Consider the following 24,793-nt stretch of genomic DNA (forward strand, 5'->3'; position numbering starts at 1 on the left):
GCCTCAGACCGAAAAGCTGATATTTGCCTGACCCGTTCCGGAACTACCGAAATACGGGGTGTAGATGTCGATCTCGCCTTTGTAACTGCCCCATCCCAACGCACCGAACAGCAGCGCAGTGTCGTTCATCGCACACTCGCCCGTACATTTCTTGGCGTAGTCAGGCAAAAGGTCCAAGAATTCTTCGAACCGGCCCTGTTCCCACAATTCGAGAACGCGCATATCCATCTGGCGATTGAACTCGCCATTCACTGCGTTCAGACCCTCGACCGAGCGCTCATTCGGCGTGAAGTCATGACTTAGAGACCCGGAGGCCAGAATAGAAACATTGCGGTTCGAACGCCGGATGCCTTCGGCGATGGCTTCACCCCAAACGCGGTTCTCAGCGATGGACGAGAACTGGTTGACCGCAACTGGCAGAACCCGGGCATTCACATCGTCATTGATAAAATGCATCGGCAAAAGGGTACCGTACTCCATTCCCATGTCAGGATGCGAATGACCCAGTGCCCGTTCCCCTCGCTCTCTCAGAACGTCAAGGATAGTTTCACCAAGGTCGGGATCACCGCGATAGTCGAACTCCATATCCGCCAGCATGTGCGGCAGTTCATGGCTAATAAAACGGCCCTTGTGGCGCTCTTTTGTGTTCAGGTGAAAGCCCTGATTGGTGATCCAATGTGTATCGAACACGATGAAGGTGTCGACCTCGCGGTCAATCGCGTCCTGACGCAGACGTGCGTAGCCATCTATCGCAGGTTGCCGGATTCCTTTGTATTTCGGCATCGTGTGGGACATCCAGATGCTGGGCACATGTGTGATCTTAGCAGCCTGTACAATCTTTCCCATGACAGTTCCTCCTCACTTAAGGTGGCGTCTGACCGCTTTGGAAGGGAGAGCGGACGACCAGACGTCGTTTGGTCCGACTCTCAAAGAGTTCATGGACCATAGATGCGCGCGCGTATCTTATCTTCTTACGAGCGGCACCTTGACCAGACGTCGCTCGGAAGGCGTTACTTTCCCAACTGCATAATCTTGTGCTGACCAGTGGCAAAGCCCACGTGTTTCTGCTCCATATAGAAGTCAAAGCTCCAATCACCGCCGTCGCGACCGATACCCGAAGCCTTTACCCCGCCAAAGGGCGTGGGCAGGTGGCGAACATTTTCCGAGTTCACCCAGATCATCCCAGCTTCCAACTTATCGGTAAAGCGCAGGGCGCGTGTAAGGTCGTTGGTCCAGACATAGCCGGTTAACCCATAGGGCGTGTCATTGGCGATCTGCAGCGCTTCTTCTTCGGTTGAGAATGGAATGGAAGTTAGCACGGGGCCAAATATTTCCTCTCGCGCGATGCGCATGTTGTTGTTGGCATTGGTAAACAATGTCGGGCGTACGAAATACCCGTCATCACCAACCTTGACGCCACCAGCCGCGACAGTTGCACCATCCTCTTCGGCGATGTCGAAGTATGAGGTCACCTTGTTGTAATGCTCCTCGGTGACCAGCGGGCCGATCTCGGTTGCAGGGTCCAGGGGGTGTCCGACTTTGATGTTGTTCACACGCTCGACCAGTTTGGCCTCAAACTCTTCCTTGATTGTGTCCTGTACCAGTAACCGCGAGGACGAGGTGCAGCGCTCACCATTGATCGAGTAGATCATGAAAATCACCGCATCCAGAGCCCGGTCCAGATCGGCGTCATCAAACACGATAACGGGGTTCTTACCACCCAGTTCCAAGTGCATCCGCTTTAGCGTATCGGCACCCTGCTTTGTGATGATGCTGCCTGTCCGGCTTTCTCCGACAAAAGCGATGGCTTTGATCAAGGGGTGCTCTGTCAACGCCTTACCGGCATCAGGGCCAAAACCGTTCACGGTATTCAGCACGCCCTTGGGCAGCCCTGCCTCTTCAGCGATTTCAACCAACAGGCGGGCGGACAAAGGCGAGTCTTCGGCTGGTTTGTGGACCACGGTGCAGCCCGCAGCCAGAGCGGGTGCGATTTTCCACGTCGACAGCATGAAGGGCGTGTTCCACGGAGTGATCACACCAACCGGGCCGATAGGTACACGGGTGGTGATATTCATCAACGTCGGCGATTTCAGGTGCTGCCCGTCGCGAGCCTGCACGACTTGATCCGCAAAGTAGCGAAAATTCTCGGCACCGCGCAGCGCGGCCTTGGACATGAACCGTAATGTTTGGCCCGTATCCCAACATTCACACAGCGCAATTTCTTCGGCCCGGGCTTCGATGGCATCGGCAACGTTCAACAGGATCCGGCGGCGTTCGGTGGCGGGCATGTCGCGCCATTCAGTAAAGGCGGCATGGGCCGCTTTGACCGCCGCGTCGATATCGTCGGACGTGCCGTGTGCAACGTCGCAGATCACCGATTTATCCACCGGAGAGGAGGATTGGAAAACGCCCGCTGCGCCATCCCGGTCTTCGCCCGCGATACGGTTCTTGATGCCCGTTTCTTTGAACCGGGCCACAAAGCCTGCCAGTTTCTCGATATTCGTATCCAGTACGCTCATGCGTCAGGTCTCCTGCTTTGTCGCAGCCAAATGATTCCGGATTGTGCCGGTCTTGGGCGAAAGGTCTGGGTCGATGTCACGCATCTCTAGTGAAAGCGCGATAGAGTGTTTCGAGAAGGCCTGTTCCAGATACGCCTCAACCGAGTCAAAGATACGCTGTGTTGCGTCCTTCCTAACGTCGTCAGGACGGCCAGCACGCAGGCGGATTGAGATGTCCACAAAGCCATGCTTGGGATCTCCATCCGCAATGGCAAAATAGTCAACACGCGTGGCGCGTACGCGAATTCCCGGCATTGGAAAGGCCTCAATCCCCGCAGCGGTGTCTCGTATGCATTCGCACAAGCCACCGATGTCGACCCGATCGTCCAGATTGCCGGAGTATTCGACGTGGAAGTGTGGCATGACCTCTCCTTTACTACTTAACATGTTTAGTAAATTGTATCACGACCGTCAAGAACTTGCTTTGTTAATCTTTGCAATTCCTGAAATGGCGTTCTAGAAGGCTGGAATGAACCGACAAAGCCATACCACGAGAACCTCTCGCGCTCTTCCGATCGCCCTGCTGCGCGCACGCGAAACCGTTATGGCCCCAATTCGGGATATGCTGCAGGGGATACAGCTGACCGAGCAAAAGTGGCGTATCCTTCGTGTTCTGGACGAAATGGGCGAAGTGGAACAAAGCACTATTGCAAATGAGGCCTGCCTTTTGCTTCCCAGCCTGACGCGAATTCTACGCACGATGGAGACTGATGGGCAGATATCCCGCCGTCAGGGCAGCACGGATAAGCGCCGCACCATGGTGAAGATCACCGATGAGGGGCGTCAAATTCTTGAAGAGAACCTTGCGACCTCGCTGGCGATTCACAATACAATCGAGGCGCAAATGGGACAGGAAAAAATCGACAACCTACTGGATCTACTTGAGGAATTGCAGGCCGTAAAGGTTTGACCCCGACCTTGAAGACCGGGGCCAGCGTGATCACTAAAGTCTCGCTAGTCCAGTATCCAGGGCTGACAGGATCTTGGCTACGTCATCAGACGTGATGACCAGCGGCGGAGACAATATGATGTTGTTTCCAGACACACGGACCATAACCCCATCTTCATAAGTCGCTTTTTGAATCTGCAGCGGAAGATGTTTGGCAATTGGCGCTTTGGTCGCACGGTCCGAAACCAGCTCGAGCGCGCACATCAGGCCTTCACCCCCTCGCACGTCACCGATTATGTCGTATTTGTCGGCCAGTTTTTTCAACCCGGCAAACAACTCATCCCCCCGTGCAGCTGCGTTTTCCCAAACTCGCAGGCGGTTGATCTCGGCAAGCGTGGCCAAGGCTGCGGCCGCGCCAACCGGGTGCCCGGAATAGGTGTAGCCCTGATCGACAGAAGCTCTGCCGGTAGTGTCGCTTTCGAACACCTCCGCAACCGCGCCTGAGATCATTGCCGCGCCGAATGGGAAATAGCCGTTTGTGATGGCTTTGGCCGTTGTCATGATATCGGGCTGCACCCCCCAATGTCTCGCGCCACTTTCGCTGCCTGTACGCCCAAAGGCAGTAATGATTTCGTCCGAAATTAACAGAATTCCGTGCTTTGAGCAGACCTCACGCACCATGGGCATAAAGCTCTTGTGCGGCGGGATCACTCCGCCTGCGCCCAAGATTGGCTCCATAATAAATGCGGCGACGGTGTTTGCACCCTGGAATGCGATTTCGGCCTCCAGCGCTTTTACGCAAAGCTGCGCAAGACGCTCGGGGTCCGTCTCATCGAACGGATTGCGATAGGTCCAGGGCGCGGGCACGTGGAAACAGCCCGGCATCATCGGCTCATAAGCCGCACGGAACTTCTGATTGCCATTGACCGAGGCAGCCGCGAAGTGGGTGCCGTGATAGCCCTGTTTCAAGCTGATGAACTTGGTACGGCCAGCCTCGCCGCGTACTTTGTGATACTGGCGCGCCAGTTTCAGCGCGATCTCAACCGAATCCGATCCACCCGAAGTAAAGAATGCACGGGTCAATCCGTCAGGCGCAAAGAACTGCGCCAACTCATAAGACAATTCGATCGCCTTGTCGTTGCTGGTGCCGCGAAAGGTTGAATAATAGGGTAGCGCGTTCAGTTGATCGGTGATGGCCTGCTTTACCGGATCACAGGAATAGCCCAGGTTGACGTTCCATAAGCCACCTACTGCATCCAGCGCCTTGTGACCATCTACATCAATGATGCTGACCCCTTCACCTCCGGTCAGAATGGTCGGCGGGTTTTTCTGGCTGTCGGCCGGGTGCGCCATTGGTTGCCAGAAATGTCGGGCGTTGTTTTCCTTCAGAAAGTTGGAGTCTTTCATGTAGCGTGTCTCCGGAGATTTAGTCCGCCCGTCAATCATGGGTGGAATTCGGTTGGAAAAGTTTCGGGCGTCTGGCCGCCAAAGTTTGCGGTCAGTTCTTTCGAAAGAGTGTGGAGTGAGGTCAAAATCAACGGCTGCCGCGCGCTGGTTGCACGAATTTCGGGAACGGCAATCGCAATGGTTCCAATCGCGATCTGATCAATACCGAAGATAGGCGCCGCATATCCGAAGACACCATCTTCAAAGCTGCCATTACTATTGGCCCAGCCCGCCTGACCGATTTGTGCAACCCGGTCACGGATAATCTCTGGGTCCGTCATTGTTGCCTCGGTAAATCGGGTGAGTGTGTCGGATTCCAAGCGTTCCAGAAGGAAAGCGGGACCGAAGCTCAGCATGCACAATCCCGAAGCAGTCGCGTTGACCGGAATAATTTCGCTAGGGTCGAGACTTACGCGAACGCTGTGCTGCGTGGTTTCAACCACCAGCGCAGTTTGCAGAGTGTCTTTCTCAAGCAGGGTAAGGTGCAGGCTCTCGCCAACCTCATGCATCGCGGCCTGCATTTTCTGGCGTGCACCATCAAGGCCGGGCTTGGCAAGTTCGCGCAGGGCGGCCAACCGTAGAGCAGCTGGTCCGATGGCATATGATTTCGTCTGCGGATTCTGCTCGATTAGGCCGAACTCTTCCAGTGCTCGTAAGTGGCGGAGGGCGGTCGCCTTGTTCAAACCAGCCAGGCGCGCAATGTGACTTAGCCCGATTTCCGGCTGAGAGCTTGAAAAGTACTCTAGCATTTTCAAGGCATTAAGTGCGGTGCCCATGTGTTTTGCCTCCTCCCGGTCAGGTTATACTTGACAGAATTAACTTAACAACGCAACATTATTATTGTTAACGTGGTTCATTTATTGAACCACTAACGGGAGGTGTCAATGAAGAAATTTCTAGCAACCGCCGCATTTGTAGCGTCAGCAACCGCTGCACTGGCAGAGTATCCAGAGAAACCAGTAACCTTCGTGGTTCCATGGCCTCCGGGCGACCTTGAGGACGTGCTTACGCGAATGATCGCGGACGAATTTCAAGCCATGTACGACGTCCCGGCCGCGGTCGTGAACAAGCCCGGCGGCGGCGGCGGTCCGTTCCCAGGTGCAGTCGAAGTCGCCACCGCTCCGGCGGACGGATACACTATTGGTTCTTTCGTCATTGGCGTTCCCGTCATTGGACCGGAAATCGGTATCCCTGAACTGAACCCGAACCCGTTTGATCCGATCGGTATTTTTCTGACTTACCCATTCGTAATCGCATCCAGCAAGGATGCGCCGTTCTCGAACTGGGAAGAACTGGCAGAACACGGCAAGGACAACGATTTGGCGCTTGGTCATTTCGGCTCGGTCTTGCCGCCCACGCAGGTCACCTTTGCTGCTGCTGTAAGCAGCGGATTTGATTTTGCAAGTGAAGCAGCCTTTGACGCGTTGGATTGCAACACGCTGGCATCGGGTGACGTGGACGTCATCAACACCACGTTGCAACTTGTTCTACCTTGCCTGGATGACGTGAATATTCTGGCGAGCATTGGCGGCGAGCGGATTTCGCTGATCCCCGATACGCCGACGATCGTCGAGCTCAACCCGGATCTGCCGCTGGCATTGTGGAACGGCCTGTTCGTTCACAAGGATACACCACCCGAGGCACGCGAAAAAATCACTGCAGCAGCACAAAAGGCGGTGCAGTCGGACAAGGCCAAGCAGCTTGCTGAGGAAACCGGTGCTCTGATCTACTGGCAGGACCCAGACGCATCCAACGCTCAGATTGAGCAAGACAAATCCTCTTTCGCTAAGATTGAAGAAATTCTGGGCGAGTAAGATCCAGAATGGGCGTGGGGCACTGCCTCACGCCTCTTTCAGGTTGGGAGGAAACGATGATTGCAAAGACTTTACAGGACATGTTCAAAAGATATCGCCGACCCGGCGATGTCGTTTTCGCCGTACTGTTTCTGGCATTCGCGGTGTTTCTTTTGTCCCAACTGGGTGATCAGACCAAGGTCGTCAAACGAACCAAATGGTTCGCGCAGCCGGGTCTTTGGCCCACAATTGCAATCTGGTGCATGGTGGTGTTCGGGTTTCTGCATTGGCTTAGCTCGGCCTTGTCAGACCGGATCAGCGGCCGCTGGACCGAGGTCGGGTTTTGGGTTCGTTCGTTCGAATATGTTGCCTATTTCCTGATCTATGTGCTGGTGGTTCCGCAGCTAGGATATCTGCCCTCAACCATGTTGTTCGCAGTCTTCCTGACCCTTCGTGTAGGGTTTCGTGGTGCAAATGCTATCGGAATAGCTGCGTTGTTCGGCTTTGTGGTCACCATCGTTTTCCGTGGCTTTCTTCAGGTCAAAATCCCCGCCGGAGCGGTCTATGAATACCTTCCGGATTCCGTGCGCGCCTTTGCGCTGACCTATCTGTAAGGGGCCACTATGGAAACGCTTCTTTCCGGTATTTCAATCCTGCTACAATGGCAGGTAATCGTGGCCCTGCTGATCGGTTCGATCGGCGGCGTCATCATCGGGGCATTGCCCGGCGTGGGTGCGGCGGTGGCCATCGCAATCCTGTTGCCTGCCACCTTTGCGTTCGAGCCCATCGTAGGACTAACCCTGTTATTGGGTATCTACGGCTCGTCCATGTATGGCGGAGCCATTCCCGCGATTCTGATCAACACACCCGGCACAGCGGTGAACGCGCTGACCACCTATGACGGATATCCCATGACCAAACGGGGGCAAGGCCACCGTGCGCTGTCGCTGGCGTATTCGGCCTCGTTCTTCGGGGGCGTGTTTGCGATTATCTGTCTGATGGTGTTGTCACCGGTTCTGGCCCTTGTCGCCCCACATTTCGGCAGCCGCGAGATATTCCTGGCCGCGCTATTGGGCATCATTCTGGTTGTGCTGGCCCATCGGGGGCAGATTTTTGCCGCTGGTATGCTGGCGGCCTTCGGTATTTTCCTGAACTCGGTGGGGCTGGAGCCCGTGAAATACACCCGCCGGTTCACCTTTGATCAAAGCTGGCTGGCTTCGGGCATTGATCTCATTGTGGTCGTGCTGGGTCTGTTTGCGATTAGCCAGGCATTTCTGCTGCTATTGGAAAAGAACCACGCGCCAGGCGACACCCATGTAAGTGGCAATATCTTTGCTGGCCTCAAAGAACTTCTGGGCGTGAAACGCGTTGCTACTGTGTCCTCAAGTATCGGTGTTTTCATGGGCATGGTGCCGGGCACGGGCGAGTTTACATCGCAATTTTTGTCCTACACCTATGCTCAAAAGACGTCAAAGAACCCAGAAAAGTTTGGTGATGGCTCACCCGAGGGACTTGTAGCGTCCGAGGCGGCGAACAATGCTGTCCCAGGCGCTGCGATGATTCCTCTGCTGGCTCTGGGTATTCCCGGCGAGGCGCTGACGGCGATGATGCTGTCGGTGTTTTATGTCCACAACGTGATCCCCGGACCTCAGCTGTTCGAAAATCAGATGGATTTCGTATTGGCCCTGTATATGGCGCTGATCCTGCTTAACGTGATCGTTCTTGTGTTCTTGTTATTTTCGACGAACCTGCTGCTGAAGATTATCCAGATCCCGACCCGGTTCCTTGGTGTCATGATCCTGATTTTGGCATTCGTGGGGGTCTACAGCTTGCGCAATTCGATCACCGACTGCGCCATCGCGGCCGGATTTGGTGTCTTTGGTCTGATCCTAAAACGGCTGGACCTGCCGATTGTTCCAATCATTTTGGGCATGGTTCTTGGCGGCATCATGGAAACCAAGCTGCGCAGCGCAATGGCACGGGTCAAAACGCCGCTCGACTTCATCGACCGGCCCATCGCGGCCATTCTGTTTGGTCTGATCGTTCTGATCCTGATCCTGCACTGCCGAACGCTGTATTTCGAATTCAAAAACAAATTGCGGCCGGAACCTACGATGCAACCCGTGGATTCCGATAATCCGAACCAGCAAGGATAGGCGACCTATGGATCAACTTGCCATCGACGCGCTACGTGGTCAGCCCGTACAGGCCCGGAGCCTTCTGATTGACGGGCGTCACGAGGCCGCAGCGGAAGGTGGGCAACTAGATGTCATTTCTCCAATTGACGGTCAGGTTCTAACTCAAATTGCCGAGGGCACCCCCGCGGATATGGAGCGGGCTATTGCGGCGGCCCGCACGGCGTTTGAAGACGGACGCTGGTCGCGGGCTGCACCTTCTGTACGCAAGAAGGTGTTGTTGAAACTGGCCGATCTGATTGAAGAACACGCTTTGGAACTGGCCGTTCTGGGTGTGCGGGACAACGGCACTGAGATCAACATGGCCATGAAGGCAGAGCCGATGTCGGCTGCGGGCACGTTCCGCTATTATGGCGAGGCCATAGACAAGATCTATGGTCAGATCGCGCCGACGGCTGAAAATGTGCTGGGTCTTGTGCATCATGCGCCTGTCGGCGTTGTGGGGGCGATTGTGCCTTGGAACATGCCGATGATGATTGGCGCGTGGAAGATCGCGCCGGCGCTGGCGGCGGGCAACTCGGTGGTGTTGAAACCTGCGGAATCGGCCTCGCTATCACTTTTGCGATTGGCCGAATTGGCGCTTGAGGCAGGTGTGCCGGACGGTGTCCTGAACGTTGTCACAGGCAAAGGCAGCGTGGTTGGTGAAACACTGGCCCTGTCGATGGATGTCGACATCATGGTTTTTACCGGCTCGGGTGCGACAGGGCGGCGGCTTCTGGAATATTCCGCGCGCTCGAACTTGAAACGCTGCTACTTGGAGCTTGGCGGAAAGTCCCCCAACATCGTGTTCAACGACGCCCCGGATCTCGCGCAGGCGGCCAAGGTCTCCGCCGCAGGTATTTTCCGAAATTCAGGTCAGATTTGCGTCGCGGGATCGCGCCTGCTGGTGCAGGAGGATATTCACGAAGACTTCGTCGCCGAGATCGTTAAACACGCGCGGGCCTTCCGCGTCGGCGACCCGCTGAATTTGAACACACAGATCGGGGCAGTGCACTCATTGCCGGAATTGGAAAGCAATCTGGATTTCGTCGCCCAAGCCGAAGCGGAAGGTGCTGAGCGCCGTGCCGGCGGTGACCGAATTCTGACGGAAACGGGCGGTTATTTTATGGCACCCACTGTAATGAACGGGGTCAAACCCACCGACAATCTGTTCCGCAATGAGGTCTTTGGTCCGGTTTTGGCCGTGACACCGTTCAGAGACGAAGATGAGGCACTGCGCCTGGCAAATGACAGCGTTTATGGATTGGCTTCGGGCGTGTGGACTGCAAATCTGAGCCGTGCACATCGCATGGTGGCGGGCATCCGCTCTGGTGTTGTTCACGTCAACACTTATGGCGGTGCGGACGCCACTGTGCCTTTGGGCGGAGTAAAGCAGTCGGGCAACGGTCACGACAAGTCTTTGCACGCAATGGAAAAGTATTTCGATCTGAAAACAGCCTGGATTCAGCTGTAAGACGATAGCCTGCAAGGAGAAGATTACCATGGGCGAAAAGACTATCTTGCTGATCGGCACCTATGACACCAAAGACCCCGAGATGCGCTACATCGAAGAATGCATCACTGCGCAGGGTGGCAACGTGCTGACCATGGACGTCTCGGTTCTTGGGGATCCCACCACGCCCACAGACATTTCCAAACATGATGTGGCCGCGGCCGGTGGTATGACCATAGAAGAGGTGATCGCGCTGGGTGACGAAAACAAGGCTTTTCGCGTGATGTCGCAGGGCGCAGCAGCGCTTGTGGCGCAGGTCTACGCCGAGGGAAAATTTGATGGGATGCTCGCAACTGGTGGCACGATGGGCACCGATCTGGCGCTGGATTGTGCGCAGGCTTTGCCAATGGGCGTGCCGAAATACATCGTCTCCACCGTCAGTTTTTCACCGCTGATTCCGCCACACCGTTTGGCGCCGGATATTCAAATGATCCTGTGGGCTGGCGGGCTTTATGGTATGAACTCGGTTTGCCGCTCATCGTTAAGCCAGGCCGCAGGCGCTGTTTTAGGCGCAGCCCGCGCCGTCCAGCGCCCCCGGCGAGATCGCCCGATGATCGGAATGACCTCGTTGGGCTCATCCTGCCTGCGTTATATGAAAACCCTGAAACCTGCTTTGGAAGATAGGGGATATGAAGTGGCCGTGTTCCATTCAACGGGCATGGGCGGTATGGCATTTGAGAAACTTGCGGGAGAGGGCGCGTTCTGCTGTGTAATGGATTTCTGCATGCAGGAATTTGCCAACCTGCTCGCAGGTTCGCTGGTGTCCTCGGGGCAGGACCGGCTGACAAATGCCGGGCGCGCGGGCGTGCCGCAAATGGTGGCCCCAGGCGCGCTGGATCTTTTGGATTTTGCCGGTTGGCAGGACATTCCCGACCAATATGCCGACCGCCCGTTCCATGAACATAATCGCCTGATCAAAAGTGCGGTGTTCAATGCAAAAGAGCGACGGGCCGCTATTCGGGAAATGGCCGATCGTCTGAAACAGGCTACCGGCCCAACCCATTTTTTCCTGCCGACCGGCGGTGTTGAGGAATGGGATCGCGAAGGTCAGGAAGCGCATGACCCGGAAGCGCTTGCCGAAATGGTTGACGAGGCCCGCAACGTGATGCCTGCGGTTGCATCAACTACGGAAATTGACGCCCATATCAATGACGACGCCTTCTGCGATGCTGTACTCAAACAGTTCGACAAATGGATGAATGAAGGGGTGGTTAAGGCGACATGACCAGAAAAGCCAAGAACATCCTGTTTATCATGTTCGATCAGCTGCGGTACGACTACCTGAGCTGCACCGGACATCCGAGTTTGAACACCCCCCATCTGGATGCGCTGGCGGCCAAGGGCGTGCGGTTTTCCCATTGCTATGTTCAATCGCCCATCTGCGGTGCTTCAAGGATGAGCTTTTACACAGGGCGTTACGTACACAGCCACGGCGCTGCCTGGAATAATTTTCCGCTCAAGGTCGGAGAGGTCACGCTGGGCGATCATCTGCGCGAACGTGGGATGGATAGTTGGTTGATCGGAAAGACGCATATGAGCGTGGATCAGGCAGGGATGGACCGTCTGGGCATTTCGCGCAACGGAGTGATCGGAGCACGTGTCGCGGAATGTGGTTTTGATGTCTTCCTACGTGATGACGGCTTATGGGGTGAGGGGCCGCAAGGCTTTTATGACAAAAGACGTTCACCCTATAACGAGTATCTGAAAGGGCAGGGGTATGAGGCTGAAAACCCCTGGCAGCACAATGCCAATGCCGGGGTTGATGAAGAAGGTGGTGTCGCTTCGGGTTGGTTTATGCGGCACGCAGATAAGCCTGCAAACATCAAGGAAGAAGATAGCGAAACGCCGTGGCTGACGGGACAGGCGATTGAATTTATTCAAACGCAGGATGCAAATTCGGCTGGGCCATGGATGTGCCACCTTTCCTATATCAAGCCGCACTGGCCTTACATTGTTCCAGCGCCGTATCATGACATGTACGGTGCGGAAGATGTTTTGCCGGTGGTCCGCTCGGATGGTGAATTACAAAATCCACATCCTGTCTATGAACAATTCATGCAGAACGAAATCGGCCAAACCTTTAGCAAGCCGGGTGTGCGTGAAAAGGTGATACCCGCCTATATGGGGCTGATCAAACAGGCTGATGATCAGATGGGTCGCCTGTTCAATTGGCTAGAAGAGAATGGCCACATGGAAGATACTATGATCGTCGTGACCTCCGACCATGGGGACTACCTTGGTGATCATTGGATGGGTGAAAAGGATCTCTTCCATGATCCTTCGGTGCGCGTTCCACTGATCATCTATGATCCGTCACAAGAAGCAGACGCAACACGTGGCACTGTTTGTAGCGCGTTGGTCGAAAGTATTGATCTGGCGGCAACATTTGTTGATCTGGCAGGTAGCGATGTCCCGGATCATGTTATCGAAGGCCGCTCGCTACTGCCGTTTCTGTACGGCCAAACCCCCGAGGCATGGCGCGAGTATGTGGTTAGCGAATATGATTATTCCGCCACGCCCGAAGCCGCGGCTCTGGGCCTTGACCCCAAACAGGCACGCCTGTTCATGTTGGCGGACAAGGATTGGAAATTCATCTTTGCCGATGGTGGGTTTCGCCCGTTATTGTTCAACCTGAAAAACGACCCTAAAGAGTTGAATGATCTCGGTGCCGACCCGGGCCATGCCGAGGTGATCAACATGTTCATGAAGCGCTTGTCAGAATGGGCGCGCCGTCCATCGCAACGTACAACAGTTTCAAATGAAACATTGCTGAAAAAGCGAGAAGGGAGTGCGGCTGATGTCGGTATTTTTATCGGTGTTTATGATGAGCGTGAACTGCCGTACGACCTAATAGAGAAAACGATAAGGCGTCTGTAAGACATGCAGGGGTTTCGTCATGTTGTGGGTCTTTTGCGGATCTGTCGCAAAGTTGTTTAAGCAGTTGCGATGACCCCATTCAATTATCTTCAAGGCAACAACAAAAAATGAGAGTAAACGGCCTGGATCCGGGAATATAGTTAACCAGCATTTGACGCATCAACTTCGTCAAGTAATTGGGTGGTGTGACCTGTCGTTCTGTCAAAAACGAACGACAGGTCATGCCGACGTTTTTTTGGACGGAATTGTCGGGCTATTGAGCGGAAGGTATGTATTCGTTGTTGGTGCATATGCAACATACTTCCAGCGCAAAGCGGGCGTCGAGTTTATTTAAAGGCAAGATGGATACCACTTGGTTGCAAGGGGTCTCACCAGTACCAGTCGTCGGCTTTTGAAAAAGGGGCTTTGTCTCTACCTCAAATCTTAGCGTCGCCAAGCCTCACAGCATGAATTTGCCTGGGAAAAGCCCACCTAAAAACCTTCGAATAAGTTCAGCAGAGCGTCGTCGCGAAAAAATCTGCATATCGGTTAGGTAATTTACCCACATACCTTCCAGTAGGGCCAGCGTTCCGCTGGTGGCATCATTCACCAAGTTCGGATCATGTCCGTTTTGTTGGGCTATCTCCGTGAACGCACGCCGCAAAGTCTCGACAAGTTTGGGATCCTGAGTGCTGCTGTATCGGGCAATACCTGGGTGTGAGCTCGCGATGCCTCGGAATGCATGCCAGATTTTCGTACTTCGTGGATTGAGCAAAGCTTCGGACAGATCCGCCTCGATCACAGCCATCACTCGCTCTTCGGGCGATGCATCCGAGCCCAGATCGGTCAATCTGTCCATCTCGGCATAATACTCAGTACTGAAATGCTGGGCCGCTGCGGTCAGCAAATTGTCCTTCCCCCCGAAATGCAAATGGATCATTCCGCGCGACAGACCTGAGCGCTCGCAGATGCGACTGACCGAGGTATCGGTGACTCCAATATCAGCAATAGTATCCAGTGTCGCCTTGATCAGAAGCTGCCTGTTGGCTTCTGGATCGCGCTTCGAGCCACGCTTTCTTCCTTTAGGCTCTGTCACTCTATTCAATGATTCCATTAGCTTAAAGTCTTCTCATATGGGCAGCTCACAGGGATATTGACACGAAAGGCCTTTCTGGCGCAACATTAAATGGACGATCGTCCATTAGAGACTCGTAAGTACCGAGATGGGAGATAGGGTGATTTTTCATAGCGAAGCGTCCCGGGGTTATACCCTCAGCGCACCAGCCACGGCATATGTGGGCTTTCTGGTGGCGGCGCCTTTGGTGATCCTGATCGCCTATTCATTCTGGACCCAAACCTACGTAACGCTCGACAAGACACCGACGTTGAAAAACTATAGCGACGCGCTTGCTGATCCGCTGGTTCGACACTTAATGCTAAGGTCGATCTGGATTGCCGGAGCAGTTACGGTAGTCGCTGTCGCACTGGCCTATCCCATCGCGTACTTCATCGCGATGAAGGCCCGGAAAAAGACTATCTGGCTTCTGCTCATCACCATTCCGTTCTGGTCCAGCTATCTGCTGCGCGTATTTGCCTGGAAACTCATCCTTGGGTTCAACGGGGTGATGAATTCTGCACTGATGATGCTTGGTCTGATCGACGAACCGCTCGACTTCCTGCTGTACAACGAATTCGCTGTCGTGCTGACGCTTGCTCATGCGTGGGCACCTTTTGCGATCCTGCCGATCTATGTCTCGTTGCAGAAGATCGATCCAAGCCTGTTGGAGGCTGCCACCGACCTCGGCAACAGTCCTTTGCAACGCTTCATGCGGGTGACGCTGCCGCTGACGATCCCGGGGATCATTGCGGCTTGCCTGATCATCTTCATTCCGACTGTCGGCGACTACGTGACCCCAGCGCTGGTCGGCGGATCGGACGGGAAGATGATTGCCAATCTTATTCAGGTGCAGTTCGGGGCCGCCAACAACTGGCCTCTCGGCGCCACACTTTCGCTGATCGCGATGCTGTCGGTCGGCTTCGTCGCCATCGTGTTTGTCATTACCGCCACCCAGCTTGGGAGGAGGATCAGATGAAGCGCCCCTCGACCCTGACAGCCTATGCTTTCCTGTATTTGGTTTTTCTGTACCTGCCGGTTCTTTTCCTACCTTTGTTCTCGTTCAATAGCGGTACAATAGTTGCCTTTCCGATCAAGGGCTGGACGCTGGACTGGTATCGGAAGCTGGGCGAACAGGATACGTTGATCCAGGCCCTTTGGAATTCGCTGGGTGTCGGCACGGTCGTCGCAATTCTATCTACCGCTATGGGGCTTTTTGCTGCTCGTGCCTTTGTTCGCTATCGTTTTCGGGGTCAGCGTGCAGCTGAAGGACTGGTGATGCTGCCGTTGGTTATTCCGGGCATTATCGTAGCTTCGTCAATGCTGGTTCTGTTTCTGTTTCTTGGTCTCAAACCATCTCTGCTCACCGTTGTTCTGGGCCATACGTTCCTCGCCTTGCCATTTTCCGTTTCGATCTTGAAGTCCGCGTTCGATGACTTCGACGCGTCGCTGGAAGAGGCATCTTACGATCTGGGCGTCGGCGTGTTCGAAACTTTCCGCCGCGTGACACTGCCGGTCGTTTCCCCCGGTATCATAGCCAGTATGCTGGTCACTTTTACGGTTAGCTTCGATGAGTTCGTCCTGGCCTTTTTCCTGTCAGGCAACCAGCCAACACTGCCGGTCTATATCTGGAGCCAGATCCGTTTCCCCGCCAAGCTTCCAAACGTTTTGGCCTTGGGTTCTATCCTGCTGCTTACCTCGGTTCTGCTTCTGGTGCTGGCCGAGTATTTCCGCCGCCGCTCATCCGCATCAGAGGTCCGATGACAGACAGAAACATCATAGAACTCAGGGGCGTCGAAAAGCGCTATGGCACATTCCTGGCTGCGAGCGGGATCAACCTCGATCTCAAAGAGGGCGAATTTTTCTCACTCCTCGGCCCCTCGGGATGTGGCAAGACCACGGTATTGCGGATGATCGCGGGCTTCCAGGAACCGACCGAGGGCACCGTGCTGATCGACGGCCAGGATATGGAAGGTGTGCCTGCCAACAACCGTCCAACGAACATGGTCTTTCAGAGCTACGCGATCTTCCCGCACCTGAACGTCGGGAACAACGTGGCCTATGGATTACGGGGCAAGGCGCCCAAGGGTGAGATCGACCAGCGCGTAGCCGAGGCCCTGGAAATGGTCGAGCTGGGCGGTCTTCAGGATCGCGGCGCAAGTGAATTGTCGGGTGGGCAACGGCAAAGGGTGGCGCTCGCCCGCGCGCTGATCATGCGACCCAAAGTGTTGTTGTTGGACGAGCCCTTGTCCGCTCTTGACAAGAAATTGCGCGAACAGATGCAGTTTGAAATGCGCAACCTGCAGCAATCCCTTGGCATCACTTTCGTGATGGTCACACACGACCAATATGAGGCGATGACCATGTCCGACCGCATCGGCGTGATGTTCAATGGACGGCTCAAGCAGGTGGATACACCAACCACGCTTTACGCCCGTCCTTGTGATCAGCAAGTGGCCAGTTTCATCGGTGAGATGAACATACTGCCTGCCCAGTTATTGGGTGAAACCGGCGATATGTTGTCGATCGATGCAGCCGCCTTCGGTCGGATTGAGATTGAGAGAAATCCCAACGTTGCGACCAGCTCTAAAGACATGAACATCGGTATTCGCCCGGAACAATTGGAAATCGCTGCTGAAAAGCCAGAAGACTATCCATCAACGGTTCAAGGCACTGTCAGCAACGTCGCATTCTATGGCGAGAACATTCACTACCACATTCAGGTTGCGGGAGCTGAGAAACCAATCTCGGTCTCAGTTCCAAATTATTTTCACACGGTCGATTTCAAACGCGGCGACGCAGTTTGGCTGGGGCTTCAGGGGGCAAGCGTGATCGATCTAGGTACAGACACAAAGTAAAATAGTGGGAGGATAAAATGAGACTACAGGGAATTGCGGCCTTCGCATGTGCGACGGCAATTGGCACGGGAAGTGCCATAGCAGGTGGCGCTGATCTAACGGTTTTTGACTGGTCGGGATATGAAGACCCCGGGTTCTTTGCCAGCTACATGGAAAAATACGGGAACGAGGCGCCAAGCTATTCCTATTTCGGAAGTCAGGAAGAAGCCTTTACGAAACTGAGTTCGGGTTTCACGGCTGATCTGGCGCATCCTTGTTCTGACGCGGTCCGGAAATGGGTCGCAGCCGACCTGATCCAGCCGCTGGATGAAAGCAAACTGACCAACTGGGCCGATGTACTGCCCGAGATCAAGGAAGTCGACGCCATCGTCCTAGACGGCAAGCTTTACATGTTGCCGTTCGAGTGGGGGAACACGGGCCTCATCTATCGCACCGACAAAATCTCAGGCGACGATATCTCGCTGCAAATGCTGGCGGACCCGGCCTATGCAGGCAAGATCGCCGTCCCGGATGCCGCGTCATCTGCATACGCCTTGGCCGCGCTGGCCACTGGAAACGCCGACGATTATACCAATCTGAGCGACGAGCAGTTCAAGGAAGCATCTGATTTCCTGCGCTCGATCCACCCGAACATGCGCTTTTACTGGTCCGATGCGGGTCAATTTGATCAGGCCATGACCAGCGGTGAGATCGAATTGGGTTGGGCCTGGAACCAGTCAGAACTGAACCTGATCTGGAACGAAGTGCCTGCCGCCATGATGCGTGATGTCGATAAGGGCATCGCGACCTGGGCGTGCGGTTACGTGCATCTGAAGTCTTCCACGACTCCGGTCGATCAGGTCTATGATCTGTTGAACGCTCTCACTGACCCTGCCAGCGGTCAGTACATCATCGACAACTGGGGCTACCCACATTCCAACGCAAAAGCGTTCGAAGTTGCCGATCAGGCCAACATCGAAGCCTATGGTTTTGCTGACCCTAAAAGCTTCTTCGAAGGCAGTTTGTTCTTTGATGCGGTGAATCCCGAGCTTGAGGCGAAAATGCTGGCAGAATTTGAACGGATCAAAGCCGGCTTCTAACACAACCACTTTTCCGGGGCCTTATGGCTCCGGATCCCAGATACAGGAAAACGCGTGAACATGTCGAACGCGAACCCATATGCTCTGCTTTTTGAACCGGTTCAGATTGGACCAGTCACAGCCAGAAATCGCTTTTATCAGGTGCCGCATTGCACCGGGTTGGGGCATGTCCGACCGCGGGCGGATGCCGCCGTTCGTGGGATGAAGGCCGAAGGTGGGTGGGCGGTGGTTTCCAATCAGGAGACCGAGATTCACCCAACCTCAGACCTGTCTCCTTATGCCGAGGGGCGGCTATGGGACGGGCGCGATGTTCCAGCGTTGCGGCTGATGACGGATGCGGTACATGCGCATGGGGCGCTGGCAGCTATCCAGTTGGTGCACAATGGCAACCATGCGCAGAACCTGCTGACCCGGGCTCCGGTTCTTGCACCTTCTGAGATGTCCGTCGATACGACGCACCCCAAGCAGGCGCAGGCCATGGATAAGGCCGATATCCGGGAATTCCGCCGCTGGCACCGCGAGGCCGCCTTGCGCGCGAAAGATGCCGGATTTGACATCATTTACGTCTATGCCGGACACAACATGACTTTGGCGCAACATTTCATGCTGCCGCATATGAACCAGCGCAGTGATGAATATGGCGGGTCGCTTGAAAATCGCGCGCGCCTGACACGCGAACTGCTGGAAGACACCCACGAAGCTGTAGGTGACAGCTGCGCTGTGGCGCTCCGTTTTGCCATTGATGAGATGGTGGGCGCTGCCGGCATGCAGGCTTCAGAAGAAGGCCGTGCTGTGATCGAGCTTTTGGCCGATCTTCCTGACCTATGGGATGTGAACGTAGCCGACTGGTCCAATGACAGTGCCACAACCCGCTTTCAGCCGGAGGATGGCTATCAGAACGCGTTTCTTTCGCACGTCAAACAGATCACACGGAAACCCGTGGTTGGTGTCGGTCGCCTGACGTCTCCCGACATGATGCTGTCGATGGTCAAAAAGGGAATTGTCGACCTCATCGGAGCCGCACGACCTTCCATCGCCGACCCGTTCATTCCCAAAAAGATTGAAGAGGGCCGCATTGACGAAATCCGCGAATGCATCGGCTGCAACATCTGCGTCTCATCCGACAATCTGGGCATCCCGATCCGCTGCACTCAAAACCCCACGATGGGCGAGGAATGGCGACGCGGTTGGCACCCCGAGATCATCGCGCCGAAGAAGAGCAACGCGGACACTTTGGTCATTGGCGGTGGCCCTGCCGGTCTTGAATGCGCTACGCAGTTGGCGAGGCGAGGGTATCAAGTGACCTTGGCCGAGGCGTCAGCCGAATTGGGCGGGCGGGTTGCGAAGGAAAGCAAACTTCCCGGCCTCGCAGCTTGGTCCCGCGTCGTCGACTATCGCCTGAATGATCTAAAACAGCGCAGCAACGTTCAGTTGTTCACTGACAGCAGACTTGATGGCGATCAGGTGGCAGAGCTTGGCGTCGAACACGTCTTTGTGGCCACCGGCAGCCATTGGCGCGCCGACGGCATTGGCCGTAACACACAACGCCATATGCCTCAGATCGCGCAAAGCGCCAAAGTGCTGACGCCTGATGACATCATGAACGGCCTTCTGCCTTCGGATGGGCCGGTGATGATCTATGATGATGACCACATCTATCTGGCAGGGGTGATCGCTGAAAAACTGGCGACCGCCGGATACCAGGTGGTCTTTGTCACGCCAGAGAGTTTAGTTTCAACTTACGCTGTCAATACTTTGGAGCAGCCTCGCATTCAGGCCCGCCTGATCGAGCTTGGCATCGACATTCGCTGCAATCAGGTGCTGACGGCGGTTGAAGGTGACATCGCGCGCATCGGGTGTGCCTTTACCGGTCGCGTAACGGATATTCCGTGTGCCTCGACAATTCTGGTCACCGAGCGCCATCGTGAGACAGCGCTTTATGACAGCTTGCGTGGGATCGGTTTGAAAACCCTCGAACTTATTGGCGATGCCGCATCTCCGGGGTTGATCGTGGACGCAGTCTTCGCAGGCCACCGCGCGGCACGCGATTTTGAACGCCCAAAGGCAGAAGCAGGCAAGGATTGGTTTCGCCGCGAGATTATCGATTTGGAGGAGACGTGATGAACAGCCGACCGTTTGCGTTAGATGCTTTGATGGCCTCGCACCAGCACGGCCACGCGCTGCCGCGTGAATTCTATACCTCGCAAGACATCTATAACTATGACATTGCCCAGGTCTGGAACCGTAACTGGCTTTGGGCAGGGCATGTCAGCCAAATCCCAAACCCCGGAGACTATTTTCTGTTCGACTATGGCCCGGAGAGCATCATTATTGTGCGCGACCGCGAAGGAGAAGTTCGCGCTCATTTGAACGTCTGTCGCCATCGTGGATCTCGCGTCTGCACTGAACAGTCCGGCAACTCCCGTGTTCTTGTTTGTCCGTATCACGCCTGGACATATGAGCTTTCGGGAAAACTTCGTGCAGGCCACAACATGGGGGAAAACTTTGACCCATCCAAATTCGGGCTCTTTCCCGTTCAGGTGAGTGTCTTCAAAGGCCTGATTTTTGTCTGTGCCGATGCAAACACACCATCGCTTGATCCTGTCCTCAGCCAGCTTTCGCCACTCGTCGAACCCTATGGCTTTGATGATCTGAAAGTGGCGCATACGGCGTCATTTCCCGTTCCCGCGAATTGGAAACTGGCGGTTGAGAACTATCTTGAATGCTACCACTGCGGACCTGCGCACAAAGAATACTCTCGCTCTCATAGCCTGAAATCGCCACAAGACATGGCTGGCTTGGTCGAGCCGCTAAATGCAAGGGCTGTAGAAGTCGGGCTGACGCCTGATGAATTGGCGCTTGTTGGCGAGGCTGCGCCCACCCCATTCACCAGCGGGTACTATCGGCGCTACCCGCTTTACCAAGGTTACAAAACCGGCAGCAAATCGGGCGAGGCGCTTGCGCCATTACTTGGAACGCTGAAAGGCTTCGACGGTGGCGCAACTGACTTTGATATTGGCCCATTGAATTGGTTCCTGATCTATTCGGATCACATGGTGGGCTACCGCTTTATTCCACGTGGTCTGCAGGAAACCGACATTCAGGTGGTCTGGCTGGTTCGCGCTGACGCTGAAGAAGGCCAAGATTACAATAAAGAAGACCTGACCTGGCTTTGGCATGTCACATCTTTGGATGACGAACGCATCATTCGACACAACCAGTCCGGCGTGAATTCTCAATACTTCCAACCGGGGCCCTTGGGCGAAATGGAAACCGCGATCCAGGATTTTTACGATTTCTATTTCTCCATGCTCAGCCCGGAACCAGAACAAAGGATGGCCGGTAATGGCTGAGATAAAATCACGCCGTCGTGGTGGCGGCGGGCGCGCCGCGCGCATAAAGGTGCAACAGGCAACCACGGGCAACGAGGCCGTGCGTGGAGGCTTAAGCGGCGGGCGCTATAAGCCGTTGACCCAATCAGATATGGAAAAAATCCACCAAGCAGCCCTGACCGTTCTGGAAAACACCGGCGTCACCGACCATTTCCCGGAACTGCTTGATCTGGTGCTGCCCAAGGGCGCGGTGATGAATGACCTCAATCGGCTATGCTTCCCGCGCGCCCTGATGGACGACATCCTGGCTGGTGCTGCCAAGGAATTTTACGTCTATGCCCGCGGAGAGCGTGAAGGCAAAGACGACATGCATTGCTCGGCAGAAAGCGTTTACTTCGCCAACTCTGGCACTGCCGTCACCACCTTCGATTCTGAGACCAAAACTTATCGCCCTTCGGTCCTGCGCGACGTCTATGACTTCACCCGTCTGGTGGACTGTTTGGACAACATCCATATGCTGGGCGACACGGTTTTGGCCACCGATGTGACCGATGATTTCGCTCACGACATGAACACCATATATGCAATGCTCGCAGGTAGCCAAAAACCTGCCTGTCTGACCTTTCGCGACCGCAGCCATATCCCGCATGCCATCCGCATGTTTGACTTAGCGCAGGGTGGTGAAGGCGCTTTCATGAAAAAGCCAAGCGTCATTTTTGGCGGCTGCCCCATGGTTTCGCCCCTGCGGATCGGCAAGGAAAATATGGAAATCCTGATTGATACGGCCAAGTTGGGCCTGACGGTCGATCTGGCTGTGCCTCCTCAGGCCGGGGCCACAGCCCCCGCGACGCTTGCGGGAACGCTGGTACAAACCGTGGCCGAAACGCTGGCCTGCGTTGCCATTGTAAACCTCATCAACCCGGGCTGTCCGGTCTGCTTTGCCGCCTGGCCCTTCATCACTGACCTGCGCAGCGGGTCGTTCACCGGCGGCAGTGGAGAGCAGGCCCTGATCGGTGCGGCAGCCATTCAGATGGGCAACTTCTATGGCCTTCCCACATCCGTTGGCGCAGGCATGACTGATGCCAAAATACCCGACGCGCAATACGGGTTGGAAAAGGCGCTGACCTTCACGCTTGCCGCCCATGCCGGTGCTAATCGCCTTTGCGAGTTTGGCGGTATGATCGGCAGCCTGATGGGATGCAGTTTTGAAAGCATGGTCATCGATGACGAAGCGGGTGGTATGATCCTGCGATCGTTACGCGGGATAGAGGTCACAGATGAAACCATGGCGGTGGATGTGATCCACCAGTGTGCCATCGACCCAGGTCATTTCCTCGGCAACCCACACACGCTGAACTATATGAACAGCGAATTTGTCTACCCGCGGCTCATGGATCGTGAGCGTACAGATACATGGGAAAACGAAGGCAAAACTGATCTGTTGGACCGCGCCCGTGACAAGGCCAATTCCATTCTCGACAGCCATTTCCCCAACTACTTCGGCGCTTCAGACGCTCAGGTGCGCGAAGAGTTCCCAATAGTGATGAGCGCAGAAAGCATGGCCCGCCGTGGATAACTCTAACGCCAAGCACTGGGACAACGACCACTTCCTACACCCGTGGGAAGGGATGGCAACTTTGGGCGAAAACGACCGGACATTTATTGAAGGTGCCAGCGGCATCCATGTCATGAACGAAAAAGGCGAACGCCTGATCGACGGACCGGGAGGCATGTGGTGCACCCAGATCGGTTATGGGCGAGAGGAGATGGCCGAAGCCATGGCTGACCAGGCTCGGAACCTTGCCTATTTCTCGCCCTTTAACAACTCCAACTCGACTGCCGCGCGGTTCGCACGCGAAATCGCCAAACGTGCGCCGGGCGACTTGAACAATGTCTTTTTTACCACCGGCGGTTCCACTGCGGTTGATACGGCCATCCGGTTTGTCCATTTCCGCAACAACCTCTTGGGACGCCCCGAGAAAAAGAAAATCATTTCACGGCAAAAAGCTTATCATGGAAGCACTTATCTGGCGGCCAGCATCAGTGGAAAAGAGCGTGACAGGCTTTGGCTCGACAAGGCGGATGACCTCGCACATTTCCTGCCAGACGTGAATCCGCTTTATCGTGCGTCAGGTCAAAGCGAAGAGAGCTTTCTGAAAGAGAAAGTTTCGGACCTGGAAAACGCCATTGTGACGCTGGGCCCAGAAAATGTTGCCGCGTTTATCGCCGAACCGGTTCTGGCATCTGGCGGCGTGATCGTGCCGCCAAAAGGATATCACGAAGGCTGCCTAAACATCTGCAGGAAGTATGATGTTCTATATATCTCCGACGAAGTGGTGACGGCTTTCGGGCGATTGGGCCATTGGTTTGCGTCTGAGGCAGTTTTTGGCATTCGACCCGACATAATCACTTGTGCCAAAGGAATGACCTCTGGGTATGCACCGATGGGTGCCGCGATTATCTCGGATAGATTGATCGCCGATGTCACGGGAAAAGATGCAACCTTTTCTAATGGTTATACCTATTCGGGTCACCCGGTCAGCGCGGCCGCTGGTCTGAAAAGTATGGAAATTATTGAACGGGAAAAGCTTCTCGAACACGTTCGAAGGGTCACTCCGATTTTTCAGGATCAGCTACAGCAGTTGGGTCAGATTGACATCGTTACCGATGTGCGCGGCATGGGGTTGATGGGATGCGTTCAATGCTCAGTCGACGGTGATCCCCAGAGCGATCTGGGGTGCGACTACGAAATTGGCGGCCAGATCGATATCGAATGCCAGAAACGTGGGCTATTGGTTCGACCTGTGATCAACATGTGTGTTCTTTCACCGCCGCTTATCATTAGCGAGAGCGAAATTGAGCAAATGTTCGATGTCTTGCGAAAAGGGCTTGAAGCGACAAGTACGTGGCTCGGAGGGGATCGGTGACCAATGAAGAGCGTGCGCTCTTGTTGTATATGTTCGCCGATGGAGATGCCGCTGCAACCTTTGAATTCAGTGCTCAATGTCCGTTTTGGGCTGCCCCTGCCGCGACAGTGGTTCAGATCATTTATGTCCTGCGCCGCATCTGAGGTCGACTATGACCCTGTAGCGCCCGATGCTGAAAATGACACAGAAGTCGGCTTTCAAGCTGCCTCATGCGATTCGTCTCACGGGTCGTGGTGATCGGATCAAGCGTCCTC

At 55.0% G+C, this 24,793-nt stretch carries 22 protein-coding genes; 16 read left to right on the forward strand and 6 right to left on the reverse strand.

Annotated elements, in window-relative coordinates; all coding sequences use genetic code 11:
* Positions 1 to 3: 3 nt before the first annotated feature.
* The 3 genes from hpaD to QMP16_RS16360 form a co-directional block, all read right to left on the reverse strand.
* Positions 4 to 846 carry a 3,4-dihydroxyphenylacetate 2,3-dioxygenase gene (hpaD, locus tag QMP16_RS16350; protein WP_282153225.1) on the reverse strand — a complete coding sequence of 281 codons (843 nt, stop codon included), beginning with the start codon at positions 844 to 846 and terminating at the stop codon, positions 4 to 6.
* 164 nt (positions 847 to 1,010) lie between these two features.
* Positions 1,011 to 2,519: a 5-carboxymethyl-2-hydroxymuconate semialdehyde dehydrogenase gene (hpaE, locus tag QMP16_RS16355; protein ID WP_282153226.1), complete on the reverse strand. Its 1,509-nt coding sequence runs from the start codon at positions 2,517 to 2,519 to the stop codon at positions 1,011 to 1,013.
* A 3-nt stretch (positions 2,520 to 2,522) separates the two neighbouring features.
* Entirely contained in the window at positions 2,523 to 2,921 is a 399-nt protein-coding gene (locus QMP16_RS16360; RefSeq protein ID WP_282153227.1) for a 5-carboxymethyl-2-hydroxymuconate isomerase, read from the reverse strand.
* 106 nt (positions 2,922 to 3,027) lie between these two features.
* Here QMP16_RS16360 and hpaR point away from each other — a divergent pair, with 106 nt between their 5' ends.
* A complete protein-coding gene (gene hpaR, locus QMP16_RS16365) occupies positions 3,028 to 3,468 on the forward strand; it encodes a homoprotocatechuate degradation operon regulator HpaR (protein WP_058281156.1) in 441 nt (146 codons plus the stop codon).
* A 33-nt stretch (positions 3,469 to 3,501) separates the two neighbouring features.
* On the opposite strand, the gene QMP16_RS16370 is transcribed toward hpaR, so the two are convergent.
* Entirely contained in the window at positions 3,502 to 4,854 is a 1,353-nt protein-coding gene (locus QMP16_RS16370; protein WP_282153228.1) for an aminotransferase class III-fold pyridoxal phosphate-dependent enzyme, read from the reverse strand.
* A 35-nt stretch (positions 4,855 to 4,889) separates the two neighbouring features.
* A complete protein-coding gene (locus QMP16_RS16375; RefSeq protein WP_282153229.1) occupies positions 4,890 to 5,669 on the reverse strand; it encodes an IclR family transcriptional regulator in 780 nt (259 codons plus the stop codon).
* Between the two features lie 108 nt (positions 5,670 to 5,777).
* On the opposite strand from QMP16_RS16375, the gene QMP16_RS16380 reads away from it, so the two are divergent.
* Genes QMP16_RS16380 through QMP16_RS16405 form a run of 6 tightly spaced genes read left to right on the forward strand, consistent with a single transcriptional unit; the run spans position 5,778 to position 13,250 of the window.
* On the forward strand, positions 5,778 to 6,707 hold the full coding sequence (locus QMP16_RS16380; RefSeq protein ID WP_058274540.1) for a tripartite tricarboxylate transporter substrate binding protein: 930 nt from the start codon (positions 5,778 to 5,780) through the stop codon (positions 6,705 to 6,707).
* Between the two features lie 56 nt (positions 6,708 to 6,763).
* The gene (locus tag QMP16_RS16385; protein WP_108859824.1) at positions 6,764 to 7,300 is read left to right on the forward strand and encodes a tripartite tricarboxylate transporter TctB family protein; all 537 of its coding nucleotides are present in this window, start codon (positions 6,764 to 6,766) and stop codon (positions 7,298 to 7,300) included.
* 9 nt (positions 7,301 to 7,309) lie between these two features.
* Positions 7,310 to 8,842, forward strand: coding sequence for a tripartite tricarboxylate transporter permease (locus tag QMP16_RS16390; protein WP_058278613.1), 1,533 nt, complete (start codon positions 7,310 to 7,312; stop codon positions 8,840 to 8,842).
* A 7-nt stretch (positions 8,843 to 8,849) separates the two neighbouring features.
* Positions 8,850 to 10,334 carry an aldehyde dehydrogenase gene (locus QMP16_RS16395; RefSeq protein ID WP_282153230.1) on the forward strand — a complete coding sequence of 495 codons (1,485 nt, stop codon included), beginning with the start codon at positions 8,850 to 8,852 and terminating at the stop codon, positions 10,332 to 10,334.
* A 28-nt stretch (positions 10,335 to 10,362) separates the two neighbouring features.
* Positions 10,363 to 11,598: a Tm-1-like ATP-binding domain-containing protein gene (locus QMP16_RS16400; RefSeq protein ID WP_282153231.1), complete on the forward strand. Its 1,236-nt coding sequence runs from the start codon at positions 10,363 to 10,365 to the stop codon at positions 11,596 to 11,598.
* Positions 11,595 to 13,250: an alkaline phosphatase family protein gene (locus QMP16_RS16405; protein ID WP_282153232.1), complete on the forward strand. Its 1,656-nt coding sequence runs from the start codon at positions 11,595 to 11,597 to the stop codon at positions 13,248 to 13,250. Before QMP16_RS16400 ends, QMP16_RS16405 begins: the two co-directional genes overlap by 4 nt.
* A 439-nt stretch (positions 13,251 to 13,689) precedes the next feature.
* Here the strand turns inward: QMP16_RS16405 and QMP16_RS16410 are convergent, their stop codons facing one another.
* Positions 13,690 to 14,343: a TetR family transcriptional regulator C-terminal domain-containing protein gene (locus QMP16_RS16410; RefSeq protein WP_282153233.1), complete on the reverse strand. Its 654-nt coding sequence runs from the start codon at positions 14,341 to 14,343 to the stop codon at positions 13,690 to 13,692.
* A gap of 109 nt (positions 14,344 to 14,452) precedes the next feature.
* On the opposite strand from QMP16_RS16410, the gene QMP16_RS16415 reads away from it, so the two are divergent.
* From QMP16_RS16415 to QMP16_RS16455, 9 genes are read left to right on the forward strand one after another with little or no spacing between them, the layout of a single operon-like run.
* A complete protein-coding gene (locus tag QMP16_RS16415) occupies positions 14,453 to 15,322 on the forward strand; it encodes an ABC transporter permease (protein ID WP_282153234.1) in 870 nt (289 codons plus the stop codon).
* Positions 15,319 to 16,107, forward strand: coding sequence for an ABC transporter permease (locus QMP16_RS16420; RefSeq protein ID WP_058278608.1), 789 nt, complete (start codon positions 15,319 to 15,321; stop codon positions 16,105 to 16,107). Before QMP16_RS16415 ends, QMP16_RS16420 begins: the two co-directional genes overlap by 4 nt.
* Complete coding sequence (locus QMP16_RS16425; RefSeq protein WP_282153235.1) at positions 16,104 to 17,201, forward strand: ABC transporter ATP-binding protein; 1,098 nt, start codon at positions 16,104 to 16,106, stop codon at positions 17,199 to 17,201. The genes QMP16_RS16420 and QMP16_RS16425 overlap by 4 nt, the downstream gene beginning before the upstream one ends.
* Before the next feature lie 17 nt (positions 17,202 to 17,218).
* Positions 17,219 to 18,280 (forward strand): ABC transporter substrate-binding protein, encoded by a 1,062-nt coding sequence (locus QMP16_RS16430; RefSeq protein WP_282153236.1) that lies wholly within the window; start codon positions 17,219 to 17,221, stop codon positions 18,278 to 18,280.
* Positions 18,281 to 18,340: 60 nt separating this feature from the next.
* Positions 18,341 to 20,401, forward strand: coding sequence for an FAD-dependent oxidoreductase (locus QMP16_RS16435; RefSeq protein ID WP_282153237.1), 2,061 nt, complete (start codon positions 18,341 to 18,343; stop codon positions 20,399 to 20,401).
* Positions 20,401 to 21,633 (forward strand): aromatic ring-hydroxylating oxygenase subunit alpha, encoded by a 1,233-nt coding sequence (locus QMP16_RS16440; RefSeq protein ID WP_282153238.1) that lies wholly within the window; start codon positions 20,401 to 20,403, stop codon positions 21,631 to 21,633. Before QMP16_RS16435 ends, QMP16_RS16440 begins: the two co-directional genes overlap by 1 nt.
* Positions 21,626 to 23,188, forward strand: coding sequence for a trimethylamine methyltransferase family protein (locus tag QMP16_RS16445; RefSeq protein ID WP_282153239.1), 1,563 nt, complete (start codon positions 21,626 to 21,628; stop codon positions 23,186 to 23,188). The genes QMP16_RS16440 and QMP16_RS16445 overlap by 8 nt, the downstream gene beginning before the upstream one ends.
* Complete coding sequence (locus QMP16_RS16450; protein ID WP_282153240.1) at positions 23,181 to 24,539, forward strand: aminotransferase; 1,359 nt, start codon at positions 23,181 to 23,183, stop codon at positions 24,537 to 24,539. Before QMP16_RS16445 ends, QMP16_RS16450 begins: the two co-directional genes overlap by 8 nt.
* Positions 24,536 to 24,682, forward strand: a complete 147-nt coding sequence (locus tag QMP16_RS16455) for a hypothetical protein (protein ID WP_282153241.1) — start codon at positions 24,536 to 24,538, stop codon at positions 24,680 to 24,682. Before QMP16_RS16450 ends, QMP16_RS16455 begins: the two co-directional genes overlap by 4 nt.
* The last annotated feature ends 111 nt before the right edge of the window (positions 24,683 to 24,793 follow it).

Source organism: Ruegeria atlantica, assembly GCF_947495585.1.
GTDB lineage: Bacteria > Pseudomonadota > Alphaproteobacteria > Rhodobacterales > Rhodobacteraceae > Ruegeria > Ruegeria atlantica_G.